A 25446-nucleotide genomic window follows, 5' to 3' on the forward strand; every position below is an offset into this window, starting at 1 on the left:
TATACTATTTTTGATGTGTTTTAAGATGTAATAAACGTAATTGATTGTTTGTAATTTGGTCGTTAAATAGAACAATACATTTTTTTTGTCTCTTGTTTTTAAACTCAATGAGCATAAAAAAAGGATTGTGAATAAGAATCGTGGCCTGAACATAAGTTTTTTTGTTGCCCCTATAAGGCTCCAAAATCCATCCGTTGCCTATAAATTGTATTTTTTTTATTGAGGTACATGGACTTTGCATAGCACAATCTGTTTTTACTAAAACAATAATAAAACCAAGCAAAATTGCTTTAATAAATAGATAAATAGAGGAATAAAAGATTAAAACAACTGTAATAAGATAAATTACTAAAGTTAAACGCAAATAAGTCTTTGACTTTCCTGGTTCAATTACTAGTTCGGATAATAGTAACAATTTTTTTTAGCTCTATATCTTGAGGCTCTTCATGTCCCATCAGCCAAGCAAATAGCTCTGGGTCAGTACAGCTTAATAATGAGTTAAACGCATCGAGTTCTTGTGGAGACAAAACATCAAGTTTTTGTTCAAGAAAACGTTGTAAAATAAGATCCAATTCCAGCATACCGCGACGGCAGTGCCATTCTAGTCTTGCTTTTTCTTTGGTATCCAACATGATATATCTCTTACGAATGAGGTTACGACCAAATGATACACTACTGGCTTTATAAACATCAATCATTAACCTGATATTAACAAATCACTACGAGAGTCTTTTACAATTCGCCATTTAGCTTAAGAGAGTAGAATTGCAAACAGCCCCTATGGCGAGTTTAAAAAATCAGCTAAACTCTCCAACATTTCCATTAGCCGGTTATTAGTTATTAAAACTAGGCGTTATTTTCAGGTTAATCACAATGAGTAATATATTTACACACCAGGTTAATAGTAGAACATTAACCACTTTTAAAGATTTGGAAAAGGAATTAATCCTTTTGCCTCAACAGAATTATTTATTTGATTTATCCTATCTTGGGGTTATTGATGTTATCGGGGATAAAGCCATTGATTTTCTTCAAGGACAACTAACATGCGACGTGCAGTCCGTATCCGATATACAAATGATTCAAGGTGCCCAGTGTAATCTTAAAGGACGAATTCTTGCCTTAATGGACATTATCAATTGGCAAGGAATTAAGTTAATCCTCCCTAACGATCTAAAAGAAGCAACAATCAATTCACTAAATAAATATGCGTTACTGTCTCGTGTTTCGCTCAAGACAAGCCCATTTTTTAAGGTTTTTGGATTTTATTTACAAAATCAAAAAGATATTATTCCTGACTCGGATTTTTTCCCAAGTACACCTTATTCCCAGACATATAATGCTCATTCTTGTTTTTATCATTTAGGTAATGGCTTCTACATTTTGTTGACCTTAGCCGATAATGCACAAGAGATACAGCAACGCTTTGCGAACAAAGAGCAGTTTCTTGGTTCTTTAACCTGGCACACTCTAAGGCTCTACCAAAAACAAATACAAATATATCCGGAATCTCGAGGTCTATTTTTACCTCATCGACTTGATTTACAACAAACTCCATACATTAGTTTCAATAAAGGTTGCTATAAGGGACAAGAAATTATTGCTCGAATACATTATAAAGCAACTTTAAAACATCAAATGAAAATTTATGAAATGAAAACGGAACAAAAAATCTATTCTGGACAAAAAATACTAAATCAACATGAAGGATCAGAACTCGGGGAATTGATTGATTTTTCTATTATTGGTCCGGATCATTATTTAGTCGCAGTAAGTATATTAAAAGAGGCAGATCGAACTGTATTTCTTGAGGGATGTCATCAATCAATAGAATTCACAGACGTCAAGTCCCTCCCATTAACTTAGCCAAGTTTACTTGCGAATCAAGTAGGTTAAGCCAAAACCCAACCTACTCCTTATAAGCGCGGTAATAACTAAAATTCCTGGCTGCAAGCAGCCAGGCTACAGTACTATTTATGCTTCTTGCTCTGCTAAAGCATAGGATTGCATGGTAGTTTGAGTTAAATCCAACAATTCCCTGATTGCAACAAAAAACATAGTATAGTTCAGCACTGTACTTGCTTTAAGATCGGCCACAATATAGCGCCAACGCTGAATTAATGCACGGTGAGACTCTCCCCAAGCAGCAAGGCGTGCTTGGAAATCAGGATTATCTCCATCGTAGTTGATCAAGCCAGCTGTAAGTTGGCGTTGTTGCCAATCCAGATCATCTCGCAAAGCTTCACGAGATAATGACTCCCAATGATTCTCACTTGGATGCATAATAATTTGTTTTCTTATCCAGGCAAGATCTAGAAACTCACCAATTCCAAAATAAATTTCAGCCACCTGGGCTACTTTCATATTTTTCTTGTGAGCAATTTCTATAATGTCTGTCGCCGCAAACAAGCCGCGTGTAACAGTTAACTCGTGAGCTAGAGCTGGAGGAATACCTTCATCAATAAGCTCTTGTTTATGCTCTTCATATCGTGCTCGCCGCTCTTCATTTAAGACAGCTGGGGCAGACATTTTAAGCTCAACAACCCCTTGTGCATAAAGTTTTACAACTTCAGAAATGTCCACAGACCGACGTTGACTACGTAAGAACCAGCGTGTAATACGTCGCGCTAATCTGGAATAAAGCATCATCATTTCTATTTGTTTTTTAGCGCTGACCTTGTTACCCAATTCCTCGATTTGTTTCCAAACAGATTCTAAATTAAGCACAGAGCGAGTAATCATATAAGATCTTACAATTGCCGATACTGGTGCACCTGTTTCATCCTGCAATCTGTAAACGTAAGTAAAGCCCATTTCGTTCACGATAATATTGCTTAATCGGGTTGCAATAATTTCTCTTCTTAGCGGATGCGATTGCATTTGTTTGCTAAATCGTTCTTGCAAAGGCTTAGGAAACGAACTAATTAAGAATTGCGTCATATAACTTTCTTCAGGAACGCCGGAAGCCAAAATTTGCTCCTTCAGAATTGTTTTGCTGTAACACATTAATACAGCAATACTAGGACGCATCAAACCTTTACCCATCAATTTACGCTCAAGGATGACTTTATCATCTGGTAAATACTCGAGATTACGGTCGATTTTTCCTGTACGCTCTAGTTCGCTTATATAACGGCTTTGCAAATCCAATGCTTGTAGAGGCTGTGATGCAGATAAGCTAATTGCCCGTGTTTGTAAGAAATTGTCACGAAGTACCAGTTTACTTACTTCATCGGTCATCTCAACTAACAGTTCATTGCGTTGTTTTGGAGTCAAATCACCTACTGCAACAATACCATTAAGTAGAATCTTAATATTCACTTCTTTATCAGAGCAATTAACACCACCCGCGTTGTCAATGAAATCGGTATAGACCATTCCGCCATTGAGCGAGTATTCAACTCGTGCCAGTTGGGTTAAACCCAGGTTACCGCCCTCACCCACAACTTTGCATCGTAATTGTTTTGCGTTAACTCGTGTCGCATCGTTGGTTCGATCACCAACATTCGCATTTGATTCAGTGCTGGCTTTAACATAAGTTCCAATTCCTGCACTCCAAAGTAAGTCTACCTTCGCTTTCAAAATCGCTTTGATTAACTCATTTGGCTCAATTTCATTTTGTTTAATTCCAAAAACCGCTTGCATTTCCTTACTAACTGGAATTGATTTAGCATTCCGATTAAATACACCGCCTCCCTTGGAAATAAGCTTTTTATCGTAATCTGTCCAGTTTGATCGAGGTAAATGAAACAAACGCTCACGTTCTTTAAAACTGGCCTCAGCATCAGGATTGGGATCGATAAAAATATGAATGTGGTTAAAAGCACCGACTAATTTGATGTGTTTTGATAACAACATACCATTGCCAAAGACATCTCCAGCCATATCGCCAATACCAACAACAGTAAAATCATTATTCTCTATGTCTATATTCAATTCATAGAAATGACGCTTCACTGATTCCCATGCTCCTTTGGCAGTAATTCCCATTTTCTTATGGTCATAACCTATTGAGCCACCTGATGCAAAAGCGTCACCTAGCCAAAAACCATATTCTAATGAAATGGCATTAGCTAGATCAGAGAAAGTTGCGGTACCTTTATCTGCAGCAACAACAAGATAAGGATCATCCTCATCATAACAGATAACACTCTCAGGCTTGACAACCTTGCCTTCAACATAATTATCAGTAATATCCAAAAGCCCACGAATAAATAATTGATAACAACCTATTCCTTCAGCCATTATTTCTTCACGTGTACCATTTACTGGCAACAACTTAGGTACAAAACCACCTTTAGCACCGCTAGGTACAATGACAGAATTTTTAACTTGTTGTGCCTTCATCAAACCAAGTATTTCAGTACGGAAATCTTCTCTGCGATCAGACCAACGCAAGCCACCACGAGCGACCTTACCACAACGTAAATGTACCCCTTCAAAACGTGGAGAATAAACAAAGATTTCAAACATAGGATGTGGTTTTGGCACACCTGGAATAATCTTACTGTTTAACTTAAGCGAAATATAAGGCTTATGATGTCCATCGGTATTCAATTGGTAAAAGTTAGTGCGTAAAGTTGCACTAATCGCATGAATGTACTGTCTAATTATTTTATCTTCGTCAAGATTGGATACGGTATCCAGATCAGCTAATATTTCAATGGATAAATCGGTAAAGCGATCTTCTCGATTAGGATCATGAGCAGGATTACAACGAATTTCAAAGAGTCTCACTAACTTTTTAGCGATAGCAACATTATTATTTAATGCTGTTTCCATATAGTCTTGGCTAAAAGTAATCCCAATTTGCTTAAAGTACTTAGCATAAGTACGTAAAACAGCAACTTCTCGCCAATTAAGTCCTGCTGCTAAAACGAGTTGATTAAATCCATCATTTTCAGCTTGTCCAAACCAAACCTTGGCAAACGCATTTTGGAATAATTCTTTAATTTCATCCAGATCAAACTCAATTGGCTTATTGTATTGCATGGCAAATTCATTAATCCACGCTACCTTGCCATCCTCAAATTTTAATGGATAAGGACGTTCACTAATCGCACGTAAGCCCAACTTTTCCAATATAGGCAAAACATCAGATAAAGGAATAGTGGTATCATGTTGATACACTTTTAATCTAAAACTATTTTCTGATTCATCCAATGGCTTATAAAAATTAATACCTAATGGCTGCTCCGGTGTGAGTAATTCAATATGTTTAATATCATAGACCGCTGTTCTTGCTGGAAACGTATCACTATAAGCAAGAGGAAATGCATTTTTATAACGAGCATAGAGACTATTTGCCTGCTCCTCTCCATAAGTCTCATATAAATGAGTTTGCAAATCATCTGTCCAAGAACGTCCTGCATCAATCAATTTCTTTTCAATTTCTTTTAAATCGTACTCAAAAGGCAAATTGGGGTTGATTTTGATGATAAAATGAACACGCGCAAGAACAGACTCGGTAAATTGAGTTGAATATGTGGTCTCAATCGAGTTAAAACTCTCATCAAGAATTTTCTTCATCGCCATTCTTAATTCAGTATTAATTCTATCCTTGGGAACATATACCAAACAGGAGACGAAGCGGCGATAAACATCAACACGTGCGAATAATCGAATACGCTTTCTGTCTTGCATGTAAAAAATACCCATTGCAATTTCCAGAAGCTCATCTTCTGTTCCTTGAATCAAATCATCTCGTGGCAACGTTTCAAGAATGTTTAACAAAACCTTACCCGCGTGACTTCGTGGATTTAATTTAGAATTTTCCATAATGAGCGCTACCTTACGTCTCAAAAATGGAATTTGTTTGGGGTTGGTATGATAGGCAGCAGAAGTATAAAGGCCGATAATTCTTCTTTCACCAATCACATTTCCTTGAGCATTAAATCGTTTAATTCCTATATAGTCAGTGTATGCATCTCGATGGACGCTTGCTAAGGTATTTGTTTTTGAAGTAACTAAAATACGAGGAGATAAGGTGAACTCACGGGCCTCAGGTGTCATCGCAGAAATGCTACGTGCCATTGATTTAGTAACGTTTTCACGTAGAAGTCCTAATCCAGTTTTAGGAACAGCTTGTAACACTGTTTCTTTACCTTTTTCTACTAATTCATAATCCCTCATCCCTAAAAAAGTAAAATGATGGTCTTCAATCCAATGTAAAAATGCCTTGGTCTCTTCGACCTCATCCAAATCAAGTACAGAAGATACTTTATCAATTTCTGAAATTGCTTCCCGAACTTCAGCTCGCATTTTTTCCCAATCTTCATAAACAACTCGATTATCTTCGAGGGCTCGTTCACATCCTTGGTGTAGCTCTTCAAGAATCTTAGGATCTGTTTGTCGATCAATTTCAAGAAATATAGGCGCTTCATGAATCACCCCTTTTTCATCTAACATTTGATTGCGGGGTAAGATTTCACAAACTCGATTATTTTTATCTCTTTTAACGCGAATGCCACCCATATGGATCGTTAGATGAGAAGATAATCCCATTCTATGGATTACTAAACGGATTGAATCAACCAAAAATGGCATATCATCGCAAATTACTTCAATTACGGTATGCGTGGTTTGCCATCCATGACGCTCATAATCTGGATTATAGATTCTAATTTTCGTCTCATGTGGTGCACGCTCATTAATCAATGACCAAAAATTTACTACAGCGCCATAAAGATCATCGACAGTCCATGCGTTAAGATCTTCCATAGCTACAGTACCATAGAGCTGTTTCGCAAATTCGGCGCAAAACTCGGTTTGCTCACCAACCATAGAGCTTCTAATCCTATCTACAATGGCTTCAATTAATACATCTTTACCCTCTTCAAATTTATAAGACATTGTTGTTTTACCTCGTCGATTTTGCCTCAGCCCTACAGCGAGAATTATTGTTTAAAAAAATAACCAGCCGCTCTCACCTAACCAGTTGATGTACTAGATAGTTGGGAGTGGCTCAAAAATTTATGTCGTATTAAGTACTGTTGGCATCCACCTCAGATGTAAAAGTCAACTAGCCTTAATATCATGAATCACTAATCGCTACGGTTTTAGTATTTACAAATTCTAATATACCTTCCCTGGATAGTTCACGACCATAGCCTGACTCTTTTATTCCGCCAAATGGTAATCTGGGATCTGAAGCTACAAAAGCATTAACAAAACATGCCCCAGCCTCTATTTCATGAGTAGCTATATGCTCTCCTTTCTCCAAATCACGGGTAAACACTGCCGCCCCTAAACCATATTGGCTTTGATTTGCATAAGCAATACCTTCTTTCTCATTATCGGCTGTGATGATCGCAATAACAGGGCCAAATAATTCTTCATCAAAAGCAGGCATGCCAGGCGTAACCTGAGTCAGCAATGTTGGCGGATAATAAAAACCTTTTCCTTCGGGAATTATACCACCTACCAATAATTTAGCACCTTGTTTCAGTGATTTTTCTACTTGAATATGCAAGTTTTCACGTAAATCTGAACGAGCTAATGGACCAAGTTTAATTTCCGAATCAAGTGGATCACCCATTTTAAATACAGACATATGCTCAGTAATTTTTTGTACTAACTCTTTTTCAACTGATTTTAAAACAATGATGCGCTTAGCAGCAATACAGACTTGACCTGAGTTATTAAGTCTTGAATTAACGATACACTCGGCTGCAAGATCAAGATCAGCGTCATCAAGGACAAGATAAGGATCGCTTCCCCCCAGTTCCAACACAGATTTTTTTAAATATTTTCCAGCATGACTCGCTACAGCACTACCTGCCCGTTCGCTACCTGTCAAAGTAACTGCAATTACATGAGGATTTTCAATAATCTTAGCTGCCCCATCATTATCAACAATTAAATGTTGGAATACGTACTCTGGAAAACCTGCTTCCAAAAATAACTCTTCTATTTTGTTCCCTGTTCCCGTTGAAATAGGTGCATGCTTCAAAACCGCTACATTTCCAGCCATAAGCGTGGGTACAGCAAAACGAAAAACCTGCCAAAATGGAAAATTCCATGGCATGATCGCAAAAACGATCCCAAGCGGCAAATGACATACTTTTGCTTTTTTCATTTCTGTTTGGATTAGTTTTGGTGCAAGGTACTCTTCTGCATGTTCTGCGTAATGCTCACACAACCAAGCGCATTTATTAATTTCAGCTTTGCCCGCAGTGATAGGCTTACCCATTTCGGTTGCCATTAAATGAGCCAACTCATCTGCTTTTGATTTTAAAAGTGATGCAAGGTGTAACATTAGAGTTTTTCTTTGACTAAAGGATGTTTTTTTCCATGACAAAAAGGCCTCATGTCCTTTATTTAGTCTTTTATGAACTTCCTGCTCATTAAGGCAATCATAGCTTTGTAGTATTTGTTCCGTTGCGGGATTTACAGTTTGAATTTTCATGATCTCTCCATACAGAAATTAAGTATATTTAACTAAAGTTATCAACTCTCCTTGCACACTACTTTTGATTATTGATACTATTTTTATGTTTTTCAGCTTTTTGTAAAAGAATACTAGTTTAACTCAATATATGAATACAATTATTTAACTATTTTAAGAAACCCAATTTAAGCGAGAATTCTTTTAGGCAATATTTTTTTATTAACACTAGGATAATTAATGAATTTAAGCAAACAGCAATTCCATCCATTACAATACGTAGCGGCTTGGTCAGTGCACGTCTTTACTGCAAGTGCAGCCTGTATTGGTATTTTTTCATTAGTAAAAATGTATCAACACGAATATATTTTTGCTTTATGGCTTATGCTTATCACGGTTGTTATCGATGCTGTTGATGGAAGTCTTGCCCGTTTGTTTAACATAAGGAAAATTTTACCTCAAATCGACGGCGCCCTTCTGGATAATATTGTAGATTATTTGAATTACGTAATAACCCCTTGCTTTTTCTTGCTCGTCAAACCCGGCATGCTTCCGTCTAATTACTCCGTCTTTATAATTGCAGCAGTTTCAATTACTTCTGCCTATCAATTTTGTCAGTCTGATGCAAAAACGCCAGATCATTTTTTTAAAGGTTTTCCTTGCTACTGGAATATTACCATTTTATATATGTTTATTTTTAACACGTCAGCGACAACGAATGCCATTATATTAACTATTCTCTCTATACTTATTTTTGTTCCTGTAAAATATGTTTATCCCTCAAGACTTGATTATTTAACAGAATCTAGAATATTAAAGATTTTGATGCATGTTTGCTCTGCCATTTATGCAGTAAGTTCGATTTTTTTACTCATAAGCTATCCAAATACAAATGTTATTTGCCTTAGCCTTTCTTTGGCATATGTCGGGATGTATCTCTTTTTAAGTTTTTATAGAACTTATTACCCGATGATTAAGGCCAAAATTTCCGCCCATAAGGAATAGTGCTTCTATTTTTTTATTGTAGGATAGACTTTGTATTTTTTATGATTAAAATAACCCCCAAATTTTACTTATTGAGGTAGTTATGTCTTTATTTCATCAATTTAATAAATCGTTTCTTTTCTCCGTTATTCTTATTAGCTCTACACAAGCAGCAAGTACATTTCCAAGAGGTTGTGAAGTTGTAGGTTTTGGTTACAGTCAAAATTATCTCATTTTAAATGAGACAGGAAATCAATCTTATTATTTAATACAAAATCATTCTGACTCTAAAATCGAATTAGAGCGTGTAAACACTGAAGAGGCATTTATGAGTCCTCCATTACATGCTACATTAGATCCACTGAATTGGGGTGCATTTGCTTCTGATGTAAAAAATTTAAATTTTAAGTGTTATAAACGCACCGATGAAAATACGACTCTCGTTGACTGCCGAAATGTATTAGAAGTATGTCAATACCCACGGGTTAAGTTTGCCCTAAGTAATATGGGAAATTATTGGATTTCATTTAATAAACCTCAAGGCACAATTATACAAGAGTCAGTAGCAAAAGGGATTTATTTAAAATGGTGATATGTGGCTAAAAAAATATTTATTTTTTTGGGAGTCATTGGCTCCCTCATTATTGTATACGGTCTTTTGAAGTATTTTGGGACGACTCCCCCCAAACTTTATTCTCAATTGCATTATTTCATTGGCGGTGTTGCATTACTTATAACGGCAATCTATTTCAGATTGCTTTTTTTTATAGCACTTCAATTAATTCTTATCGCAGGCCATGCAGCCATTTTATTAGGAAGTGGGCCCTATACTCAGTTTTTCTTACCTATATTACTGTGCTGCCAACTCCTCACATTTTATTTAATGTTTGGAAAAGAAAGTAGTGTATTTTTAATTTTGGGAATTTTTGGAATTGCCTTGCTTTCTATGGGTTTTGCCTACAATGATAAATGGATATTTTTTTCAGGAAGTACATTTGTTGCCATATATGCCTACTACAGTGGGTATAAAGGATTATATGCTTCTTATATTTGGGCCATTTTGAATACAGTAATTGCCTTACTTGCACTTTATAGAATTATTTTAATGTAATATTTGAAACGAAATGGATAGCTTAGGGTTTCTGCTTGAGCGATTATTGGATTGAGAAAACCCGGGTTAAGACAGTCGCTTTACCCGGGTTACAATGGTATAGATGCTTACTTAGCTGGAATAATTTCCACATGCAATTTAGCAACAACATCGCTGTGAACATGTATCTCAACTACAAAACTACCAATTGAGTGAAGGGGACCTTCAGGCATTACGATTTCACGTTTAACTACATCAATGCCTTTCTCAGTTAAAGCATCTTTGATTTCATTAATACCAACGGAACCATATAATTTTCCTTCATCGCTCGCCATAGCGCTAATAACTAAATTGGTGTCATTTAATTTGGCAGCGCGTTGCTCAGCAGTAGCAAAAGATTGTTGCGCCTTTTTCTCAAGCTCAGCTCGACGTTTTTCGAACATCTCGATATTTTTTGGTGTTGCAAAAACCGCTTTATTTTGTGGTATCAAAAAATTACGGCCATAACCTGATTTTACATTTACTTTATCACCCAGGTTACCTAAATTTCTCACTTTTTCTAATAAGATAACTTCCATCTTAATAACCCCTTAAATTGATTCGCCAACCCTTGAAGGTAAATACGATCTAAAATTAACTAAACTATCTAATGAACCAAGGACAATGCAGGCACATAATACAAAAGTTGGTTTCACTAACATTAATAACATTAATAAAATGAATACCTTAACTTGTCTCTTACGAGAGAAAATAAAATAAACCAGACCAAATCCAGAAGCCAAGAAATAACACAGCACTATTGGAAGGACATTCATAGCCAAGGGAATTTCATAAAAAGTTGCCAACGAAACACCCAAAAAAACTAAAAATGAAAGTCTACCACTTCGAAATGCCATTAGCTCATTCCTGAAACCACCAGGTAAAAATAATTTGGCTTGCATTGCTCGTGCAAACATCAAGGACATTGTTGCAGAAACAATGACGCTTAATATCTGTATGCCGAAGAATAATTGGGCCAAAACTAATGAACTTATGCCACTCAAAGCAGAATCAACCACTTCCTGATATTGTGTCAAAATCAATTTAAATTGATTATATTGTTCCACAATAAAACCAGGCGCTAAAAGTTGAAGGAACAAACATCCCAAAAAGGCCAGCACAAAAAATACCCCAGCTACTGCTTGCCACTTTTCAGTATTTCGCAAACTCAAAGCTGCAAAATAACAGGGCAAATAAGCAATTAGAGTATTAATTATTGCTCCGGATAATGGAATTAACATTATCAGTGGAACAGAATGAATAATAAGTGCAGGCAACAAAACATCAAAACCAGATTTTGCACCCTTTCTTAAGGTCACTAAACTAACTAAAGCAACTGAAAGCCAAGAGGCAAAGGGTAACACTGAAAAAATAACAGCATAAAGAATCGCTTGCTGCTTACTTTCAAGTATTACCTTACATTGTCTTGTTATAAAATTGCCTGCTCGCATCATTATTATTTATTTATGGCTATCACAATAAGGCAACAGACCAAGGAATCTGGCTTGCATAATTGCTCTTGCTAATTGTCTTTGAAAACGAGTTTGTGTACCAGTAATACGACTTGGTACAATTTTCCCGGTTTCAGAAATGTAATTTTTCAATAAATTGATATCTTTATAATCAATCTCATTACCGCCTTCAGCACTAAAACGGCACATTTTTTTTCTACGAAAATAAGCTGACATAAATAAGACTCCTCTTAAGCTGATCTGGTTTCTTTTTCTTTCTTCATCAAAACAGATTCAGTAGTGATCGCTTGTTTTTGACGAGTAATTAAGTTTCTAATGATTGCATCATTGTATTTGAATGCATTTTTAATTTCTTCCAGAGCTTCAAGACTGCACTCAATATTCATAAGAATGTAGTGCGCTTTATGAACATCACTTATTGGATAAGCTAATTGACGACGACCTAAGTCCTCTTTTCGGTGGATCACACCACTGTGCTTACTTATGATCCCTTCATAGCGCTCAACCATTGCTGGAACTTGTTCGCTTTGATCCGGGTGCACAAGAAACATAATTTCATAATGTCTCATGATTTCTCCTTATGGATGAAGCCTCCTGTCATCGAAAACAACAGTAAGGCAAGGTTTATAAAAAAAGCTGCCAATTATAACCATTTTAAGTACATCATACAATTATCAATCGATTAAAAAGTGGCGAAATTTCTATGTAAATCGAAGAAGAGTGGGAATGAATTTATTTTTTATGGATTTGTATTAATTTTTTAGTGACAAGTATCTATGAATTAGGTTACCGTGCATTAAGAAAATATTATTGATTTTACAATCAACTTATCTAAAAGTCATAGAGGTTTTTAATGGATATAATTTCTCTTCAGTTCGAAGAACCTTTAATAATTCATATTGGTGATGCTACTGTTAAAATTTTAGCTTTTAAAACACAAGAACATGGAAATATTAAGTTTGGTGTTGACGCACCTAGATCGGTGAATGTGCATAGAGAAGAGATTTTTCATGCAATAAAGCAAAAGCAACAGCTTTTAGAAACGGTCGAATAATCTACTAAATGGGTCAAGTATCATCACGCTCGATTATGTTTTTTGCTGGATTGATTCTGGCATTATCTGCTATTGCCTTTTTAATCAACTATTTCTTTTATAATTATCCCGGCAATAACTACTTTCCTGCTGGCATACCTTATTTAGCATTAACATTAATTCTTATGAATCTAGGACTAATCCTTTATTTTCCCCAGGGAAATAAATTTGTGCAAGCTGGAAGAGAATTGATTTATCTTTTTATGGTAATGAGTGTAGTTGCCATCGCAACCAATGCAGTACAATTAACCCCCTTTCCTGCTATTGATCAATATATCGTTGCCTTTGAAAAGCACTTATCTATCCATATGGAAAAAATATTAATCTGGACAGATAACCATCCTCACTTTAAATATGTATTAGGTAAAATTTATGACACCCTGCCTTATCAAATGAGCGTTTTACCTATGCTGATCATTATTACATGCCGTTTTCATCTGATCAGAGAGTATTATTTTTATATGTTGTCTACCGTTTTAATTGGTTTTGTCATTTATTACTTTTTTCCTACAACAGCTCCTGCAAGCGTTATCAACAGTCCTTTATTTTCCCCCGAGCAAATAGATACTGGTCTTAAATTCAGACAAATCCACCATTATATTAATCCAACTACAAATGAGGGTGGATTAATAGCTCTTCCCTCCTTTCATACTATATGGGCCATATTATGTGTGAACTTGCTTAGAGAATGGTCAATTCCATATTTTATGTTGATGATAATCAATGCATTACTTATTGCATCCTGCGTTCTACTGGGATGGCATTATGTAAGCGATATTGTGGCGGCCTTAATCATCTTGCTCATCAGCCATCTACTTTTGAAATACTGTACTCGAGATAGATCGCCATTTACATCGTATGCCTTAAAAAGCTAATAAATTATTTTAAATCGTGTAATGCACCTGATCCGAATACAAGGGTAACCCCTTTACAAAATTTTTCGAATTAAGCCCGTAGGATATGCAAGCTCATTTTGAATTACTTTGTTGTTACTGACGCTGAGAAGATTGTGAATTCTTAATTGATTTTGTAGTGCTGATTGTAAGGATTCATTGCGTTGTTCACTCAAAGGAGGATGCATTTGTATTACCCATGCTCCATCATCTTTTCCAATTTTTACTGGTTCGTTGATGACCCGAACTGGTGTTCCTATTGGCACCACACGAAAAAGATATTCGATATCATCCGGAAACATACGAATGCATCCCGCACTGACACGCATTCCAATTCCATCGAGTCTGTTTGTACCATGAATTAAAAAGGTTGGCCACTCCAGCCGTAGAGCATATTGACCGAGTGGATTATAAGGCCCTGAAGGAAACTCATCAGGAAGAAAATCACCATTTTTTTCTGCTTCAGCGCGAAGATTTTCAGTTGGACGCCATTTAGGATTTGCTTCTTTTGCAATAATTTTGGTTAACCCCAAAGGAGTACTCCAACCTTTTCGACCAATGCCAACAGGGAAAGTAATCACCACGTTCTCATGTTCAGGAAAATAATACAGTCGATATTCAGCTAGATTAATAACAATTCCTTTTCTAGGGACACTAGGCAAGATGTACTGGGCTGGAATAACAAGACGAGAATTAACGATCAATTGGTTGGTATTGAGGTGAGGATTTGCTCTGAGAATTTCATAAAAACCAACATCAAAACGCTTTCCTATCTCATCAATTGTTTCATTCGCTTCGGATAGTGTGTATTGAACTTCTCCAACTACGTCTCCTGCAGCAGGTAAAACTAAGGTTGTTGCATGAGAAAAAGATAGGCAAAAGAGTTGTAAGAAAATTAAAAAAAATAACCTTTTTTTGTTTAAGAACTTTTGCAATGTTATATCCATCTTGGTAATCCGGATTAATGCAGAATAATTCGAGATTTTTTGCTGTCATCTCGCGGGCAACAAGGGTTGTCCCATTGATTTATCCATGCTAGAGCATGGGGATCCCTCGTTGCCCTCGTAATGACTTCGATTATATTTTACAAAAACAGCAGAACTGCATCACAAACTTTCATCTACTTTAAAACGCTCTCCATACTTGGATTCAAGGGTCTTAAATAAATTTTCTAAATTATTTGTTCCAAAATCCTTAGCATAGTTCATAGGGCCGCCACGAAATGGAGCAAATCCTGTAGCGAAAATCATGCCTGCATCAAGTAAATCTGCATCAGCAACAACACCCTCACGCAAACAGGCTGCTGACTCATTTACCATTCGTAGAATTAACCGATCTGCAATATGAGGATCAATTGGTGTACTGGGCTGTTTTTTAATTGGCTTACCATTTTTATATTGATAAATCCCTTGGCCTGTTTTACGACCCAGTTTACCTTCTTTAACCATATCACGTAGTCTTTGGGGAACAGTTCCGCCAAAATGACTCGTTAGATTTTCTGCAACAGCTAAACCAACATCTAGTCCTACAGTATCTGCCAGCTCAACAGGTCCCATGAACATACCAAATGATAGGGCTGCTTCATCAATAGTTTCAGCGCTATACCCCTCATCCAATAATTGAACACACTCCATGAGATATGGCATTAACACTCGATTCACTAGAAATCCTGGGCTGGATTTAACTGGTAATGGTAGCTTGCCAATTTGATTAACAAAAGCGCACGAATTAACTTCTACTTTCTTAGAGGTTTGTGCACTACTCACTACCTCAACTAAATCCATCTTAGCGACCGGATTAAAGAAATGAATTCCAACAAGGCGATTAGGATTACTCATTACACTACTCATTTCATCCAGAGGTATGCTGGATGTATTGGTTGCGATAATGGCATCTTTTTTAGCAAGCTTTTCAACTTTTTTCATAATTTCTTGTTTTACTGCAAGATTTTCGAAAACCGCCTCAATAATGACATCAGCTCTTGAGATTCCATGTCCTTCAGGATCAGGGATTAGGTTATCCATCGCAGCCTGAATAAGTCGAGGTTTACGTAATTTTTTCTTATATAGATTATGAGCACGGCCAATCGCAGGAGCAATTTTATCGTAGGATTGATCTTGTAAGGTAACTCGCAAGCCACGTAGTGCGCACCAAGCAGCAATATCCCCACCCATTACACCAGCACCAATAACATGGATATGATGTGCCTTAAAATTACTACCTTTTGCAAAACCTTTTAAACGTTCGCGTAATGAAAAAGCGCGAATTAAATTTTTTGACGTGATGCCAGTTGATACTAAATGCTCTACAGAGTCTATTTCCTTCAAATAAGCCCTATCACCCATACCACCTTCTTTTTCCCACAGATCAATAATGGCATAAGGTGCTGGATAATGCTCTTTTCGTACTCGCTTAGCCACATTACGGCGCATTAACGCAGCAATAGGCTTTCTAAGCCATGCTTTATTCGTTAATCCCTGTATCAATGAAGGTTTATGTTTCGCTGGTTTATTTTTAATAAAATAGACTGCAGCTCGTTTTAACTGACGTATTGGCACTACATCGTCAACCATTCCTAAGCTCTTAGCTTTTGCAGCCGGTACTGCACTTCCAGTTAAAATAATTTGTGACAAAGCGTTAAAACCACCAATTAACTGAGGTAAACGTACTGAGCCACCCCAGCCTGGATGTATGCCCAACATCACTTCAGGTAAGCCGATACGGGTATCTTTTTCATCGCTAGCGACTCGATAGGTACACGCCAAAGCCAACTCATAACCACCGCCCATGCAGAAACCATCTATCATGGCAACGCTAGGAATTGTTAGAGCCTGTAATCGAGCAAACACTGCTTGACCTTTACGCAGGAAATCTACGGCTTGGGCTGGAGTTTCAAATTTTGAAAAAGCATTTACATCCGCACCCGCGATAAACCCTTTTTCTTTGGCTGAATAAACAATCAAACCGATAGCGTTTTTATCCTGTGAAATTTCATGAAGCAGGCTATTCAGTTCATCCAATACTTCTTCATTAATACTGTTCACAGTCGTATCTTTTCTGTCTAGGCCTAACCACAGAATATTGTCACTGTCTCGTTGCAAGTCCCAATGTTTGTAATTATTCATGTCCTTTCACCTCAGTCACTCGTTCAAGATACATTGCCCCGCCCTGTCCTCCACCGATACAGATAGAAGCCATACCTCGCGACTCATTTCTTTGTTCTAATGATTTTAAAACGTGCAAGACAATACGTGCACCGCTTGCACCAATTGGATGCCCAGCTGCAATTGCTCCTCCATCACGATTAAGTTTTTCTAAAGAGGGACCACCTAGGGCTTTTTCTAAACCTAATTGAGTGCGGCAATACTCATCGTCATTCCAAGCCGCAACACAACCTAGAACTTGTGCAGCAAATGCTTCATTGATTTCCCAACTGTCTATATCTTCCATTTTTAATTTTTGTCTTTGTAAGATTGGTGTCACAGCATGAACAGGACCAAGCCCCATTTGAGAAGGATCAAGTGCAGACCATTGTGAATCGACAATCCTACCCATTACTTTTAATCCATGCTTTTTGACTGCCTCAGCACTCGCTAATAGTAGTAAGCACGCTCCGTCGGTTATTTGCGAACTATTACCTGCTGTCACCATACCATATTTTTTATCAAAAAAAGGCTTTAATTTAGCTAATTTTTCTATGGTTGAGTCGGCTCTTAAGCCATCATCTTGTGGATAAATTTTTCCTTTGTAATCAATAAGTGGTGATACCTCTGTCATTCTATTTTCGTTATAGGCTTTTGCCAGTCTTAAATGACTTTGATTGGCGAACTCATCCATTTGTTCACGAGTAAGATTAAAACGGAAGGCGACTTTTTCAGCTGTTTGTCCCATGTTCATGCCAACAATCGGATCAGTAAGACCACGCAGTAAAGCAATAACAGGAGCAAGATAAGCTGGTCTAAATTGGGTGATAAGGCCTAATTTTTGTCCCATACTCTTGGCAGCATACCAATTGGCTAACCAAGATGCCATTTTTTGGTTGAACAATAAAGGAGCATGACTCATCGCATCCGTACCACCTGCAAGCACTAAGTCACTGCGTCCACTCGCAATTTGGATCGCCGCATTATCGAGTGCCTGCATTCCAGACGCACAATTTCTCATCACTGTAAAAGCAGGTACGTTGTTACCACATCCCAAACGCAAAGAGACAACTCGAGCGATATTTGCCTCATCTGGACTAGGCATGGCACAGCCAATAATCACTTCATCCAACTCAGTTGGAGCAAAAGGCTGGCGATTTAATAAAGTCATCCCTGCAGCTACCGCTAAATCAGATCCAGAAAAAGGACCTATTCCCTTGGCTTTGAGAAATGGTGTTCGATTTCCATCAACTACATACACTTCTCGACCGTGTAAATTCGACTTCTGTTTCATCGATCCTCCTTATTTTAATTGCGGTCACATCACTGCAACGAGTTCTATTTAAAGTGCCACTTTTCAACAAGTTGCATGTCCTCATGGAGATAACAAAAAGAACGAAAATCTTTTAACTTAACGCCATTACTCTTTACTGACATTGGTTCCGATTTATGAATGATAAAGATTAGCAGTAAACATGAGAATTTGGAATTTTTATAAGTCATTAAAATATAAAATTATTAAATTAACTTTTGAATAAGTATGTACCATTTGTTCGGCAAAGAAATTACGCGCAAACTGATTAATCATAGCTCATCCTGGGCAACCTAAAACTGAGCCCATCAACTTTCCGCTGCAATTTATAAATAATGCATATTGACGGCATCAAAATACCTGATATACTCCCCAGCCATTGATTGGAGAGATGGCCGAGTGGTCGAAGGCGCTCCCCTGCTAAGGGAGTATGGGAGAAATCCCATCGAGGGTTCGAATCCCTCTCTCTCCGCCAGTCAACGCGCCCGTAGCTCAGTTGGATAGAGTATCTGGCTACGAACCAGGGGGTCGGAGGTTCGAATCCTTCCGGGCGCGCCATTTCCAGGTAAAAATCAAAAAAGCAAAAATCACTCCGAAATAGTTGCCAAGACATTCAATGTCTTTGGCCCGGAAGTGTTCGAACCGAATGAGGTTCGACAAAATGCGCAGCGAAGAGCACGCAGTGCGGCGCAGCATTTTGGACGCGCTTCAGCGCGCCGCAAAGCGGTGAGAAGCGAACAAAGTGAGCGACGAATCTATCCTACCTTGAATCCTGGGATTAATTAAATTCAACTCTATATTCTAAATTACTAGCAACAACCAGCCTTCCGGGCGCGCCATTCTATATACTTGTAAATCAATCAGGTATACCAACAAAATGCGAAGTAGAGCAGAAGAAACCCGATTTTGAACAAATAGCAACTTGAAGTTAGTGAGCAGGATTTCTGACATCCCATCTTTTTGAGAATATCAAGAAAATCTTTCATGCAAAGTCTTTGCTTTAAGTTTGATTAGCTCTTGACATAAGAAATTGGAATTGATTAAATCTGGCTTAAGAAAATCATTAGTGTTCGGGACTCTTTAAGCCATCCTGATCGAACACGTCGCTTAGATTTTTGGTGATGGCTCTTTATTGTTAACTCAATAGGAGCATCATCGTGTATCAATTCGAAAACTCACCTTTTATATTAAGCGTAAAAGAAAGCGAAAACTTATTTCAAAGCATCATCAATTATTCACATTCTATTAATTTAAAATCCGCAATTTTTACAGCTATTGGTGCGATATCCAATATCACTTTGGGTTATTATCATCGCAATACGCAACAGCATACCAAGAGATTGTTTCAGGGAACCTATGAAATTGCTTCCTTGACAGGCAATGTGACCTTGGCTAATGAGGATTTGTTTGTACACATTCATGCAGCTATAGCTGATAATAATTTCCAAATTTTTGGCGGTCATCTCATTAGTGCGGAAGCTAGTGCATCCACAGAGATTGCGATTATCCCGTTGAATCACACCATAAAGCGGGAAAAACACCCTGATTTGGACATAAAAGTTATACGTCCGTTTGTTCCTCTTGCAAATAGGGGTTAACGATGAAAACAAGTATCAGTTCAAATGCATTAAAAGAGTATACTCTTTTTGATCTTCAATCCAATTTAAACCAAGCAATTAACAGTTATAACCAAAATGGCATTATTGTTCTTAAAGAGTACCTTAATCAGGTGGAGCTACCTAAGTTATTGAATGAAATTGAAATAATCCAAAACGATGCAGAATTGGATATTGCGCAAAATTGGAATAATGAAATCGTTTGCTTTTATTCTAAAAATCCGTTGAAACCAGAATCAGAACCAAAAGAATATGTCACTAAACCATATTTTCAATCATCCAGTCACAAAGCACATGTATTTTATGAAGTGATAGATGATGTAAGAGTCGTTAATAGAATTGGGCATGGTATGCATCTCTTTGAAAAATATTCAATGATGCAACAAACGGTTTATAAAAACTCCATGCTTAAATTGATTTTTAAAGGTATAGGATTTAGAAAACCAATTTGTCATTTAAGTGTTTATATTCCTAAGCACCCCCATGGTTTAGGCAGTGAAGTCAGGCCACATCAAGAATCAACTTTTGCCTATACTGAACCTACTTCGGTAGTTGTTTTATGGTTAGCTTTAGAAGATGCATCTATAGTAAATGGGTGCATGTATGGGGTTATGGGCAGTAATCGTTGGCCCTTAAAATGGGTTTCACGGGTAAATCACCAACTTAAAACCAGACAATTTGAGGCACTCAATGATGTTCATATTCCTGATTTTGTTAGTGAGAATTATTGTTATACGCCTTTGGAAGTTAAAGCTGGGGATGCATTATTATTTCATGGCAATTTTGTTCATTGCAGCCCAATAAATAATTCAAGCTATTCGCGCAAAGCGCTATCTTTTCAATTCATAGAAACCTTAGGAGTGAATTATCCCAAGAGTAATTGGTTACAGCCGCCAAACCGTGTTTATTTATATTGAACTAAACAGATAAGGATTAAAAAATGTCTATGTATGATAACAGTGAGTTTTTCAAAACCTATTTCGCTAATGCAAGTGAAAAAACGATACTTATTGACTTAATAAGTACTCGCTTTTCTCACTCCTCATCTGAGCTCAATATTTTGGATTTAGGTTGTCATGATGGCAAATTAATTAAAAAAATAATTGATGCTTATGCCAGTAAAATGCCCGCGAAAGTCAGCATAACAGGCGTAGAACCAAGTGCAGATGCTTTATTAGAATACTCCAAAAACCAGTTTAGCATTCCCGTTCAAATAAACACCTTTGTTGGAACTGCTGAAAGCTATTTTTTAAAACATCCATGCAATCAGTATTTCAATTGGGTTATCGCCTCCCAATGCCTTTATTGGTCTTTGGATTTACCATATATCGTTAAAAAAATTGCAGATGCTGGGGAGTCAGGTTTAATTGTCTTAAGAGGACGCCTTGGAATTTATGAAATTCAAGCACGTTTCAAGGATTATATAGGCAACCAAAATGAGCAGTTTTATACTGCAGATGATATAGAGTCAACACTGCGTGACCTAAATATACCCTTTGAAAAGGAGGTTAAAACAACATCTATTCTACTGCCTTCTCAAGGCAGTATGGAGATGAAATGGCTCATTGCTTTTTTTCTACAATGGGACAAAAAAAATATAAATAGTGATATCTTGCAGGAAGTTGAATCTTGGATTTTAGAAAAAAATGCAGAAAAAATGACGCATGAGGTATGTTTTTTCTGGTTAGGAAAAACGATACTCAATGGGAGCAAACATGTGAAAGAGCAATAGAAAAACAAATTTGCAAAGATCCTTAAACATTTTTTTCCTGGCTGTATTATCATTACAAGTATTTGCTTCTGATTTGCCTGAAAAACATAAACACTTTTTAAATAAAACGCTTCAACTTGCACAGTTAGCTCGTCAAAGAGGAAATCATCCTTTTGACGTATTATTGGTGTATCAAGGGCAAGTTATTTGACCGCAGAAAACTTGCTTATATTATCGTATGTTTGACTGCACATGCTGAAACGGTACTGCTCAGACCAGCTAGCAAACAATTTTATAAAGATATTTTAAAAGTGGCTGTGGAGTAATGTAACAGCCAATCGCTTTAGGATTATTAAAGTCTCTAAATTGTGTAGCAGATTTGTAACAAAGTGTAATATAACCCCTGTTGTTTCAGGCAGTTCTAGGCAGTAATTGCTAAATTTGTTACATCACAACTTATTGATTTTATTATTATTTATTATTGATCAATCTATCCTTCCCTTGAATCTTGAGATTAATTAAATTCAACTCTATATTCTAAATTACTAGCAACAACCAGCCTTCCGGGCGCGCCATTTCCAAGTAAAAATCACAAATGACTGATAAGCCCCTTCAGAGTTTTTAAACTGAGATCACTGTGGTGTTGTATACGAGCGATGCTCAAACTCTTTTTTAGTCAATAATGGGCGCAATTGTTCAGCAATGGTATACCAGTACTTTTTATCATAAATTATTCCCGCTTGTAGTTTATATTCCTGGCCATGTAATAAACGATTGAATTCTGCAAATAAATAAGAGGCAAAAGAATGATTTTCAAATCGTGTATTCGGATCCTCAAAAAAAAGCTCCATCTGCTTCATAACTACATCAGGATTGTCGCTCGCTAAGGCTGCGTTTTTAACCGATTTCGCCTTTTTTTGTCCATCAACTCCATGGCGCCACCAACTAAACCATCCATTAGGCTGGCCAGTATTGACACCAAGTTCATAATATTTATTGTAAGCAGTCCATGCATCCTCTATGCTTTTCTTCAATACTTTGAGTGAGTCTGTAGTTAAGTCCATATCGGCTGATTCACCTGCTTTTTGCTCATTTTTTTTAAAAAAATCGAGTGCTAATCCGTTCGCCTTTCGTCGTTTTGGGGAGGGTTTTCTATGCTCAAACTTTGGTCTTGATTTGGTAAGATGAGTCAGAGGGTTAGTATTCATGGGTGCCAATGCTTTCAAACTAGACCGTTCTTTTGCGGCAATTAATTCTGCTCTTTTTTGAGCAACTAATCCTGTAGGAATATCAAAATTGTTATTTTTTTCAATTAAAGTTATCTGCTTCTTATTTTTGTCCATCATAATTCACTATCCCTAAGTTAAAATAAGTGCTTTGAATTTCCCCTACTCAGCTGAGCTTTGCTCTCTTTTTGATATACGGATATGTGGCAAGTTTTGAATTATTGATGAATTGTAATGAAACATTCAAGACCTACCCTCATTTTCTGTATGATTTAAATAGACTAACTCATAAAGCCAGGTTTAATTTCTATTCTTTTGATAAGTTTTTAATTTTGAAGCAGAGCAATGAATCGTTTGTCCCTATATTTATGGTCCCATTGGTAGCCGATTGAAGGTATGCAGCGGGGACAAACAATATGCATTGCGTCGCTCATAATCTCAACTCTCCCTCGCTTGTTCGTTTTATACAAATACTTTACCTTAAATTACCGTGTGATCAAATCATGCAATTTTCATCTTATCTAAAACATGATCTAGCAGATGTAGAGTAATCGCTTACGGTTACTGGTTTTGTAGCTGATAATTTGAGCCACTCGAAGTTGCTTTTTAAGTTTTTAATAATCTCTTAATAAAACCCGGATATAATTGTGCCTGAATATTAATTATTCATCCAATTATAAGACGAATCTCAAACATGGATGAATGGAGGACAGGTAAACTTAGTTACTCTCAATCAATAAACTATGAGCAATAGCACAGCTTTGTTGAGGTAGGTATTTAAGTTAATCAGTCCAAAAATATCATAAAGTCCCTTATGTATTTTTAATCACAAAATGTTCGACTCTTCATGCTTCGCGTAGGGTTAACAAACTGTTTCTTATTTATTAATCCCAAATTTCTGACCACGAATTACTCCATAGTTTTTGTTGATACATATCTACTTTTTTCCGAATGAACATTTTGAACCTGTGATTCAGGTTATCGCAAACCAAAGAATAGTAAATACAGAGGTATTTGGAATGAAAAAAACTTTTTTCTCGGTATCTAATAGTGAAAAAAATAAAACGCAATATTTCTTACAACATTTTCCATCTATCGAACTTTGGCGTTTTTTTGTTGAACGCTCGAGGTATGATGACAGACAATTCGCTTACGATTTGCTTATTAAATGCCTGGAATGTATAAAAATTAATTTTCATGGAGTTTACAGGATCCTCAAGAAAGAGGAAATCATGGAGTATTTAGCAACGGTTAAACTAAATGAACTTTATCAGCTGGCAACCAGAGAATTCTCTAATTTAAATTTATTGAGTTTAATTATTCATTTTTTTAAGTTTGAGCAACAAGACCAACAATTACTTAAAAATTATATCGAAAAACGTAGATACTGGACTGGTTTTGAGCAATCAGAGCCTGGTTATCTGCTTGGTATGGCTCATGGTTTTGCCTTTATTATAAAAAAATTAAATGAGCCTGATACAGCTCTTGACATAGAATTCATAAAATCCCTTCATGCGTCATGTACAAGTTGTGTCAAGAATCTATTTGCGATTGTAAAACCAGGTGAGTTCAGAAAAAATTCGCTCGTTGGATGGGGATTAAACTCGAAACAAAATACATTTGACGGTATTTTTGAAATTTTGCAATATATGAAGACTCCTGAGTGTAAGGGAATCTCTTTTATTACTAATAATGGTAAAGTTCTTCCCAGTACAAGGGATAAAGATTTTGATCCTAGAGAAAAGGCTCTATTAATCTGGGATATGCTCAAGCAAGAACAGGAAATAAGCATCCGCACCTCTGAAATGGATGAAAAGATTGTTGATGTTGAACAATACCTTAATGAAGTGTGTCATTTACATTTAATGACTTATAGGAAAGAGATCGCGGAATCCAATTCAAAGCAGGAGAAATTAACAGCCATATTCAAATTTATAAAATACACGGTTTTACATCACCCATTTCCTGATGGTGTTGGTCGTACATTTTCCATGCTTTTAACACTTTATTTATTGATGATTAACAATTTATTACCTGTTATATTAACCAATTCAAATAATATTCCTGGCTGGTCGGTTAAAGAGATGGTTGAAGAGTATTTATGTCTTGAAAACGAAATGAAAGAAGTTTTACGAAATCCCAATTATCTTTCCAGTGATCTTTTTGCACCAAATAACATCGATACCGGTAATTACCTAAAGCAACTTCCCGATGATCTTCAAGGTCAATTTTATGAGGCAGTTGAAATTATGCAAAATTCTATAGAATTATATAACGTAGAAAATCAAAGCAATACCTCCTCTCCTAGGGAGAGTATCAAATTGTAAGAACAAGCAAGTGTATGTCGGCGACGCTTTAGGAAACAACTAATAGGAGATAGGTTAGATTAGGAGCATCACGTGAATTATATTTATCTTAAACCAGTGCAGCATTGCTATGGCAAAAAAGCATCTAATTGGAATATTCCGGTATTCATAGGTT

23 protein-coding genes and 2 tRNA genes are annotated in these 25446 nt (G+C 36.6%); 13 read left to right on the plus strand and 12 right to left on the minus strand.

What is annotated here, in order from left to right; all coding sequences use genetic code 11:
- Positions 1 to 4: 4 nt before the first annotated feature.
- The gene (locus ACF8MK_RS14660) at positions 5 to 415 is read right to left on the minus strand and encodes a hypothetical protein (protein WP_392537276.1); all 411 of its coding nucleotides are present in this window, start codon (positions 413 to 415) and stop codon (positions 5 to 7) included.
- Positions 387 to 632: a succinate dehydrogenase assembly factor 2 gene (locus ACF8MK_RS14665; RefSeq protein WP_265704827.1), complete on the minus strand. Its 246-nt coding sequence runs from the start codon at positions 630 to 632 to the stop codon at positions 387 to 389. The genes ACF8MK_RS14660 and ACF8MK_RS14665 overlap by 29 nt, the downstream gene beginning before the upstream one ends.
- A gap of 241 nt (positions 633 to 873) precedes the next feature.
- Here ACF8MK_RS14665 and ACF8MK_RS14670 point away from each other — a divergent pair, with 241 nt between their 5' ends.
- A complete protein-coding gene (locus ACF8MK_RS14670; RefSeq protein WP_392537277.1) occupies positions 874 to 1866 on the plus strand; it encodes a YgfZ/GcvT domain-containing protein in 993 nt (330 codons plus the stop codon).
- A gap of 108 nt (positions 1867 to 1974) precedes the next feature.
- Here ACF8MK_RS14670 and ACF8MK_RS14675 read toward each other — a convergent pair whose 3' ends face one another.
- Together ACF8MK_RS14675 and ACF8MK_RS14680 are read right to left on the minus strand one after the other, a co-directional pair.
- On the minus strand, positions 1975 to 6852 hold the full coding sequence (locus ACF8MK_RS14675) for an NAD-glutamate dehydrogenase (protein ID WP_392537278.1): 4878 nt from the start codon (positions 6850 to 6852) through the stop codon (positions 1975 to 1977).
- A gap of 181 nt (positions 6853 to 7033) precedes the next feature.
- Positions 7034 to 8407, minus strand: coding sequence for an NAD-dependent succinate-semialdehyde dehydrogenase (locus ACF8MK_RS14680; protein ID WP_392537279.1), 1374 nt, complete (start codon positions 8405 to 8407; stop codon positions 7034 to 7036).
- A 219-nt stretch (positions 8408 to 8626) separates the two neighbouring features.
- Here ACF8MK_RS14680 and pcsA point away from each other — a divergent pair, with 219 nt between their 5' ends.
- The 3 genes from pcsA (at position 8627) to ACF8MK_RS14695 (ending at position 10481) form a co-directional block, all read left to right on the plus strand.
- Complete coding sequence (gene pcsA / locus ACF8MK_RS14685; protein WP_392537280.1) at positions 8627 to 9391, plus strand: phosphatidylcholine synthase; 765 nt, start codon at positions 8627 to 8629, stop codon at positions 9389 to 9391.
- An 82-nt stretch (positions 9392 to 9473) separates the two neighbouring features.
- The gene (locus tag ACF8MK_RS14690; RefSeq protein ID WP_028380666.1) at positions 9474 to 9962 is read left to right on the plus strand and encodes a hypothetical protein; all 489 of its coding nucleotides are present in this window, start codon (positions 9474 to 9476) and stop codon (positions 9960 to 9962) included.
- Positions 9963 to 9965: 3 nt separating this feature from the next.
- The gene (locus ACF8MK_RS14695) at positions 9966 to 10481 is read left to right on the plus strand and encodes a hypothetical protein (RefSeq protein ID WP_392537281.1); all 516 of its coding nucleotides are present in this window, start codon (positions 9966 to 9968) and stop codon (positions 10479 to 10481) included.
- A gap of 107 nt (positions 10482 to 10588) precedes the next feature.
- On the opposite strand, the gene rplI is transcribed toward ACF8MK_RS14695, so the two are convergent.
- From rplI to rpsF, 4 genes are read right to left on the minus strand one after another with little or no spacing between them, the layout of a single operon-like run.
- Positions 10589 to 11038 carry a 50S ribosomal protein L9 gene (rplI, locus tag ACF8MK_RS14700; RefSeq protein WP_028380668.1) on the minus strand — a complete coding sequence of 150 codons (450 nt, stop codon included), beginning with the start codon at positions 11036 to 11038 and terminating at the stop codon, positions 10589 to 10591.
- A 12-nt stretch (positions 11039 to 11050) separates the two neighbouring features.
- The gene (locus ACF8MK_RS14705) at positions 11051 to 11953 is read right to left on the minus strand and encodes a hypothetical protein (protein WP_265704820.1); all 903 of its coding nucleotides are present in this window, start codon (positions 11951 to 11953) and stop codon (positions 11051 to 11053) included.
- A gap of 6 nt (positions 11954 to 11959) precedes the next feature.
- Positions 11960 to 12187 (minus strand): 30S ribosomal protein S18, encoded by a 228-nt coding sequence (gene rpsR / locus ACF8MK_RS14710; protein ID WP_010653600.1) that lies wholly within the window; start codon positions 12185 to 12187, stop codon positions 11960 to 11962.
- Between the two features lie 14 nt (positions 12188 to 12201).
- Positions 12202 to 12540, minus strand: coding sequence for a 30S ribosomal protein S6 (rpsF, locus tag ACF8MK_RS14715; RefSeq protein WP_028380670.1), 339 nt, complete (start codon positions 12538 to 12540; stop codon positions 12202 to 12204).
- 284 nt (positions 12541 to 12824) lie between these two features.
- On the opposite strand from rpsF, the gene ACF8MK_RS14720 reads away from it, so the two are divergent.
- The gene (locus tag ACF8MK_RS14720; RefSeq protein WP_028380671.1) at positions 12825 to 13025 is read left to right on the plus strand and encodes a carbon storage regulator; all 201 of its coding nucleotides are present in this window, start codon (positions 12825 to 12827) and stop codon (positions 13023 to 13025) included.
- 8 nt (positions 13026 to 13033) lie between these two features.
- Positions 13034 to 13939 carry a phosphatase PAP2 family protein gene (locus tag ACF8MK_RS14725; RefSeq protein ID WP_392537282.1) on the plus strand — a complete coding sequence of 302 codons (906 nt, stop codon included), beginning with the start codon at positions 13034 to 13036 and terminating at the stop codon, positions 13937 to 13939.
- Positions 13940 to 13992: 53 nt separating this feature from the next.
- Here the strand turns inward: ACF8MK_RS14725 and ACF8MK_RS14730 are convergent, their stop codons facing one another.
- From ACF8MK_RS14730 to ACF8MK_RS14740, 3 genes are all read right to left on the minus strand, one after another.
- The gene (locus ACF8MK_RS14730) at positions 13993 to 14904 is read right to left on the minus strand and encodes a L,D-transpeptidase family protein (protein WP_392537283.1); all 912 of its coding nucleotides are present in this window, start codon (positions 14902 to 14904) and stop codon (positions 13993 to 13995) included.
- A 159-nt stretch (positions 14905 to 15063) separates the two neighbouring features.
- Positions 15064 to 17082 carry a 3-hydroxyacyl-CoA dehydrogenase NAD-binding domain-containing protein gene (locus tag ACF8MK_RS14735; protein WP_392537284.1) on the minus strand — a complete coding sequence of 673 codons (2019 nt, stop codon included), beginning with the start codon at positions 17080 to 17082 and terminating at the stop codon, positions 15064 to 15066.
- On the minus strand, positions 17075 to 18394 hold the full coding sequence (locus ACF8MK_RS14740) for an acetyl-CoA C-acetyltransferase (RefSeq protein ID WP_392537285.1): 1320 nt from the start codon (positions 18392 to 18394) through the stop codon (positions 17075 to 17077). The genes ACF8MK_RS14735 and ACF8MK_RS14740 overlap by 8 nt, the downstream gene beginning before the upstream one ends.
- 403 nt (positions 18395 to 18797) lie before the next feature.
- On the opposite strand from ACF8MK_RS14740, the gene ACF8MK_RS14745 reads away from it, so the two are divergent.
- The 6 genes from ACF8MK_RS14745 to ACF8MK_RS14770 all read left to right on the plus strand — a co-directional run bounded on the left by ACF8MK_RS14745 (position 18798) and on the right by ACF8MK_RS14770 (position 21760).
- Positions 18798 to 18887 (plus strand) — tRNA-Ser (locus ACF8MK_RS14745).
- A gap of 6 nt (positions 18888 to 18893) precedes the next feature.
- Positions 18894 to 18970: transfer RNA gene (locus ACF8MK_RS14750), tRNA-Arg, on the plus strand.
- A 75-nt stretch (positions 18971 to 19045) separates the two neighbouring features.
- On the plus strand, positions 19046 to 19198 hold the full coding sequence (locus ACF8MK_RS14755; RefSeq protein WP_392537286.1) for a hypothetical protein: 153 nt from the start codon (positions 19046 to 19048) through the stop codon (positions 19196 to 19198).
- Positions 19199 to 19569: 371 nt separating this feature from the next.
- Positions 19570 to 20010 (plus strand): PPC domain-containing DNA-binding protein, encoded by a 441-nt coding sequence (locus tag ACF8MK_RS14760; RefSeq protein WP_392537287.1) that lies wholly within the window; start codon positions 19570 to 19572, stop codon positions 20008 to 20010.
- 2 nt (positions 20011 to 20012) lie between these two features.
- Complete coding sequence (locus ACF8MK_RS14765) at positions 20013 to 20945, plus strand: phytanoyl-CoA dioxygenase family protein (RefSeq protein ID WP_392537288.1); 933 nt, start codon at positions 20013 to 20015, stop codon at positions 20943 to 20945.
- Positions 20946 to 20968: 23 nt separating this feature from the next.
- Complete coding sequence (locus tag ACF8MK_RS14770; RefSeq protein WP_392537289.1) at positions 20969 to 21760, plus strand: class I SAM-dependent methyltransferase; 792 nt, start codon at positions 20969 to 20971, stop codon at positions 21758 to 21760.
- A gap of 611 nt (positions 21761 to 22371) precedes the next feature.
- Here ACF8MK_RS14770 and ACF8MK_RS14775 read toward each other — a convergent pair.
- Entirely contained in the window at positions 22372 to 23085 is a 714-nt protein-coding gene (locus ACF8MK_RS14775; RefSeq protein WP_392537290.1) for a hypothetical protein, read from the minus strand.
- An 899-nt stretch (positions 23086 to 23984) separates the two neighbouring features.
- On the opposite strand from ACF8MK_RS14775, the gene ACF8MK_RS14780 reads away from it, so the two are divergent.
- Complete coding sequence (locus ACF8MK_RS14780) at positions 23985 to 25292, plus strand: hypothetical protein (protein ID WP_392537291.1); 1308 nt, start codon at positions 23985 to 23987, stop codon at positions 25290 to 25292.
- Positions 25293 to 25446: the final 154 nt, after the last annotated feature.

Origin of the sequence: Legionella sp. 227, assembly GCF_043161935.1 — a bacterium.
GTDB classification, from domain to species: domain Bacteria; phylum Pseudomonadota; class Gammaproteobacteria; order Legionellales; family Legionellaceae; genus Legionella; species Legionella sheltonii.

Bases quoted from the DNA above. Each gene is read 5' to 3' on its own strand.
- ACF8MK_RS14665 (WP_265704827.1), bottom strand. From the start codon at position 632: ATGTTGGATACCAAAGAAAAAGCAAGACTAGAATGGCACTGCCGTCGC.
- ACF8MK_RS14670 (WP_392537277.1), top strand. From the start codon at position 874: ATGAGTAATATATTTACACACCAGGTTAATAGTAGAACATTAACCACT.
- ACF8MK_RS14675 (WP_392537278.1), bottom strand. From the start codon at position 6,852: ATGTCTTATAAATTTGAAGAGGGTAAAGATGTATTAATTGAAGCCATT.
- ACF8MK_RS14680 (WP_392537279.1), bottom strand. From the start codon at position 8,407: ATGAAAATTCAAACTGTAAATCCCGCAACGGAACAAATACTACAAAGC.
- pcsA (WP_392537280.1), top strand. From the start codon at position 8,627: ATGAATTTAAGCAAACAGCAATTCCATCCATTACAATACGTAGCGGCT.
- ACF8MK_RS14690 (WP_028380666.1), top strand. From the start codon at position 9,474: ATGTCTTTATTTCATCAATTTAATAAATCGTTTCTTTTCTCCGTTATT.
- rplI (WP_028380668.1), bottom strand. From the start codon at position 11,038: ATGGAAGTTATCTTATTAGAAAAAGTGAGAAATTTAGGTAACCTGGGT.
- ACF8MK_RS14705 (WP_265704820.1), bottom strand. From the start codon at position 11,953: ATGATGCGAGCAGGCAATTTTATAACAAGACAATGTAAGGTAATACTT.
- rpsR (WP_010653600.1), bottom strand. From the start codon at position 12,187: ATGTCAGCTTATTTTCGTAGAAAAAAAATGTGCCGTTTTAGTGCTGAA.
- rpsF (WP_028380670.1), bottom strand. From the start codon at position 12,540: ATGAGACATTATGAAATTATGTTTCTTGTGCACCCGGATCAAAGCGAA.
- ACF8MK_RS14720 (WP_028380671.1), top strand. From the start codon at position 12,825: ATGGATATAATTTCTCTTCAGTTCGAAGAACCTTTAATAATTCATATT.
- ACF8MK_RS14725 (WP_392537282.1), top strand. From the start codon at position 13,034: ATGGGTCAAGTATCATCACGCTCGATTATGTTTTTTGCTGGATTGATT.
- ACF8MK_RS14730 (WP_392537283.1), bottom strand. From the start codon at position 14,904: ATGGATATAACATTGCAAAAGTTCTTAAACAAAAAAAGGTTATTTTTT.
- ACF8MK_RS14735 (WP_392537284.1), bottom strand. From the start codon at position 17,082: ATGAATAATTACAAACATTGGGACTTGCAACGAGACAGTGACAATATT.
- ACF8MK_RS14740 (WP_392537285.1), bottom strand. From the start codon at position 18,394: ATGAAACAGAAGTCGAATTTACACGGTCGAGAAGTGTATGTAGTTGAT.
- ACF8MK_RS14765 (WP_392537288.1), top strand. From the start codon at position 20,013: ATGAAAACAAGTATCAGTTCAAATGCATTAAAAGAGTATACTCTTTTT.
- ACF8MK_RS14770 (WP_392537289.1), top strand. From the start codon at position 20,969: ATGTCTATGTATGATAACAGTGAGTTTTTCAAAACCTATTTCGCTAAT.
- ACF8MK_RS14775 (WP_392537290.1), bottom strand. From the start codon at position 23,085: ATGATGGACAAAAATAAGAAGCAGATAACTTTAATTGAAAAAAATAAC.
- ACF8MK_RS14780 (WP_392537291.1), top strand. From the start codon at position 23,985: ATGAAAAAAACTTTTTTCTCGGTATCTAATAGTGAAAAAAATAAAACG.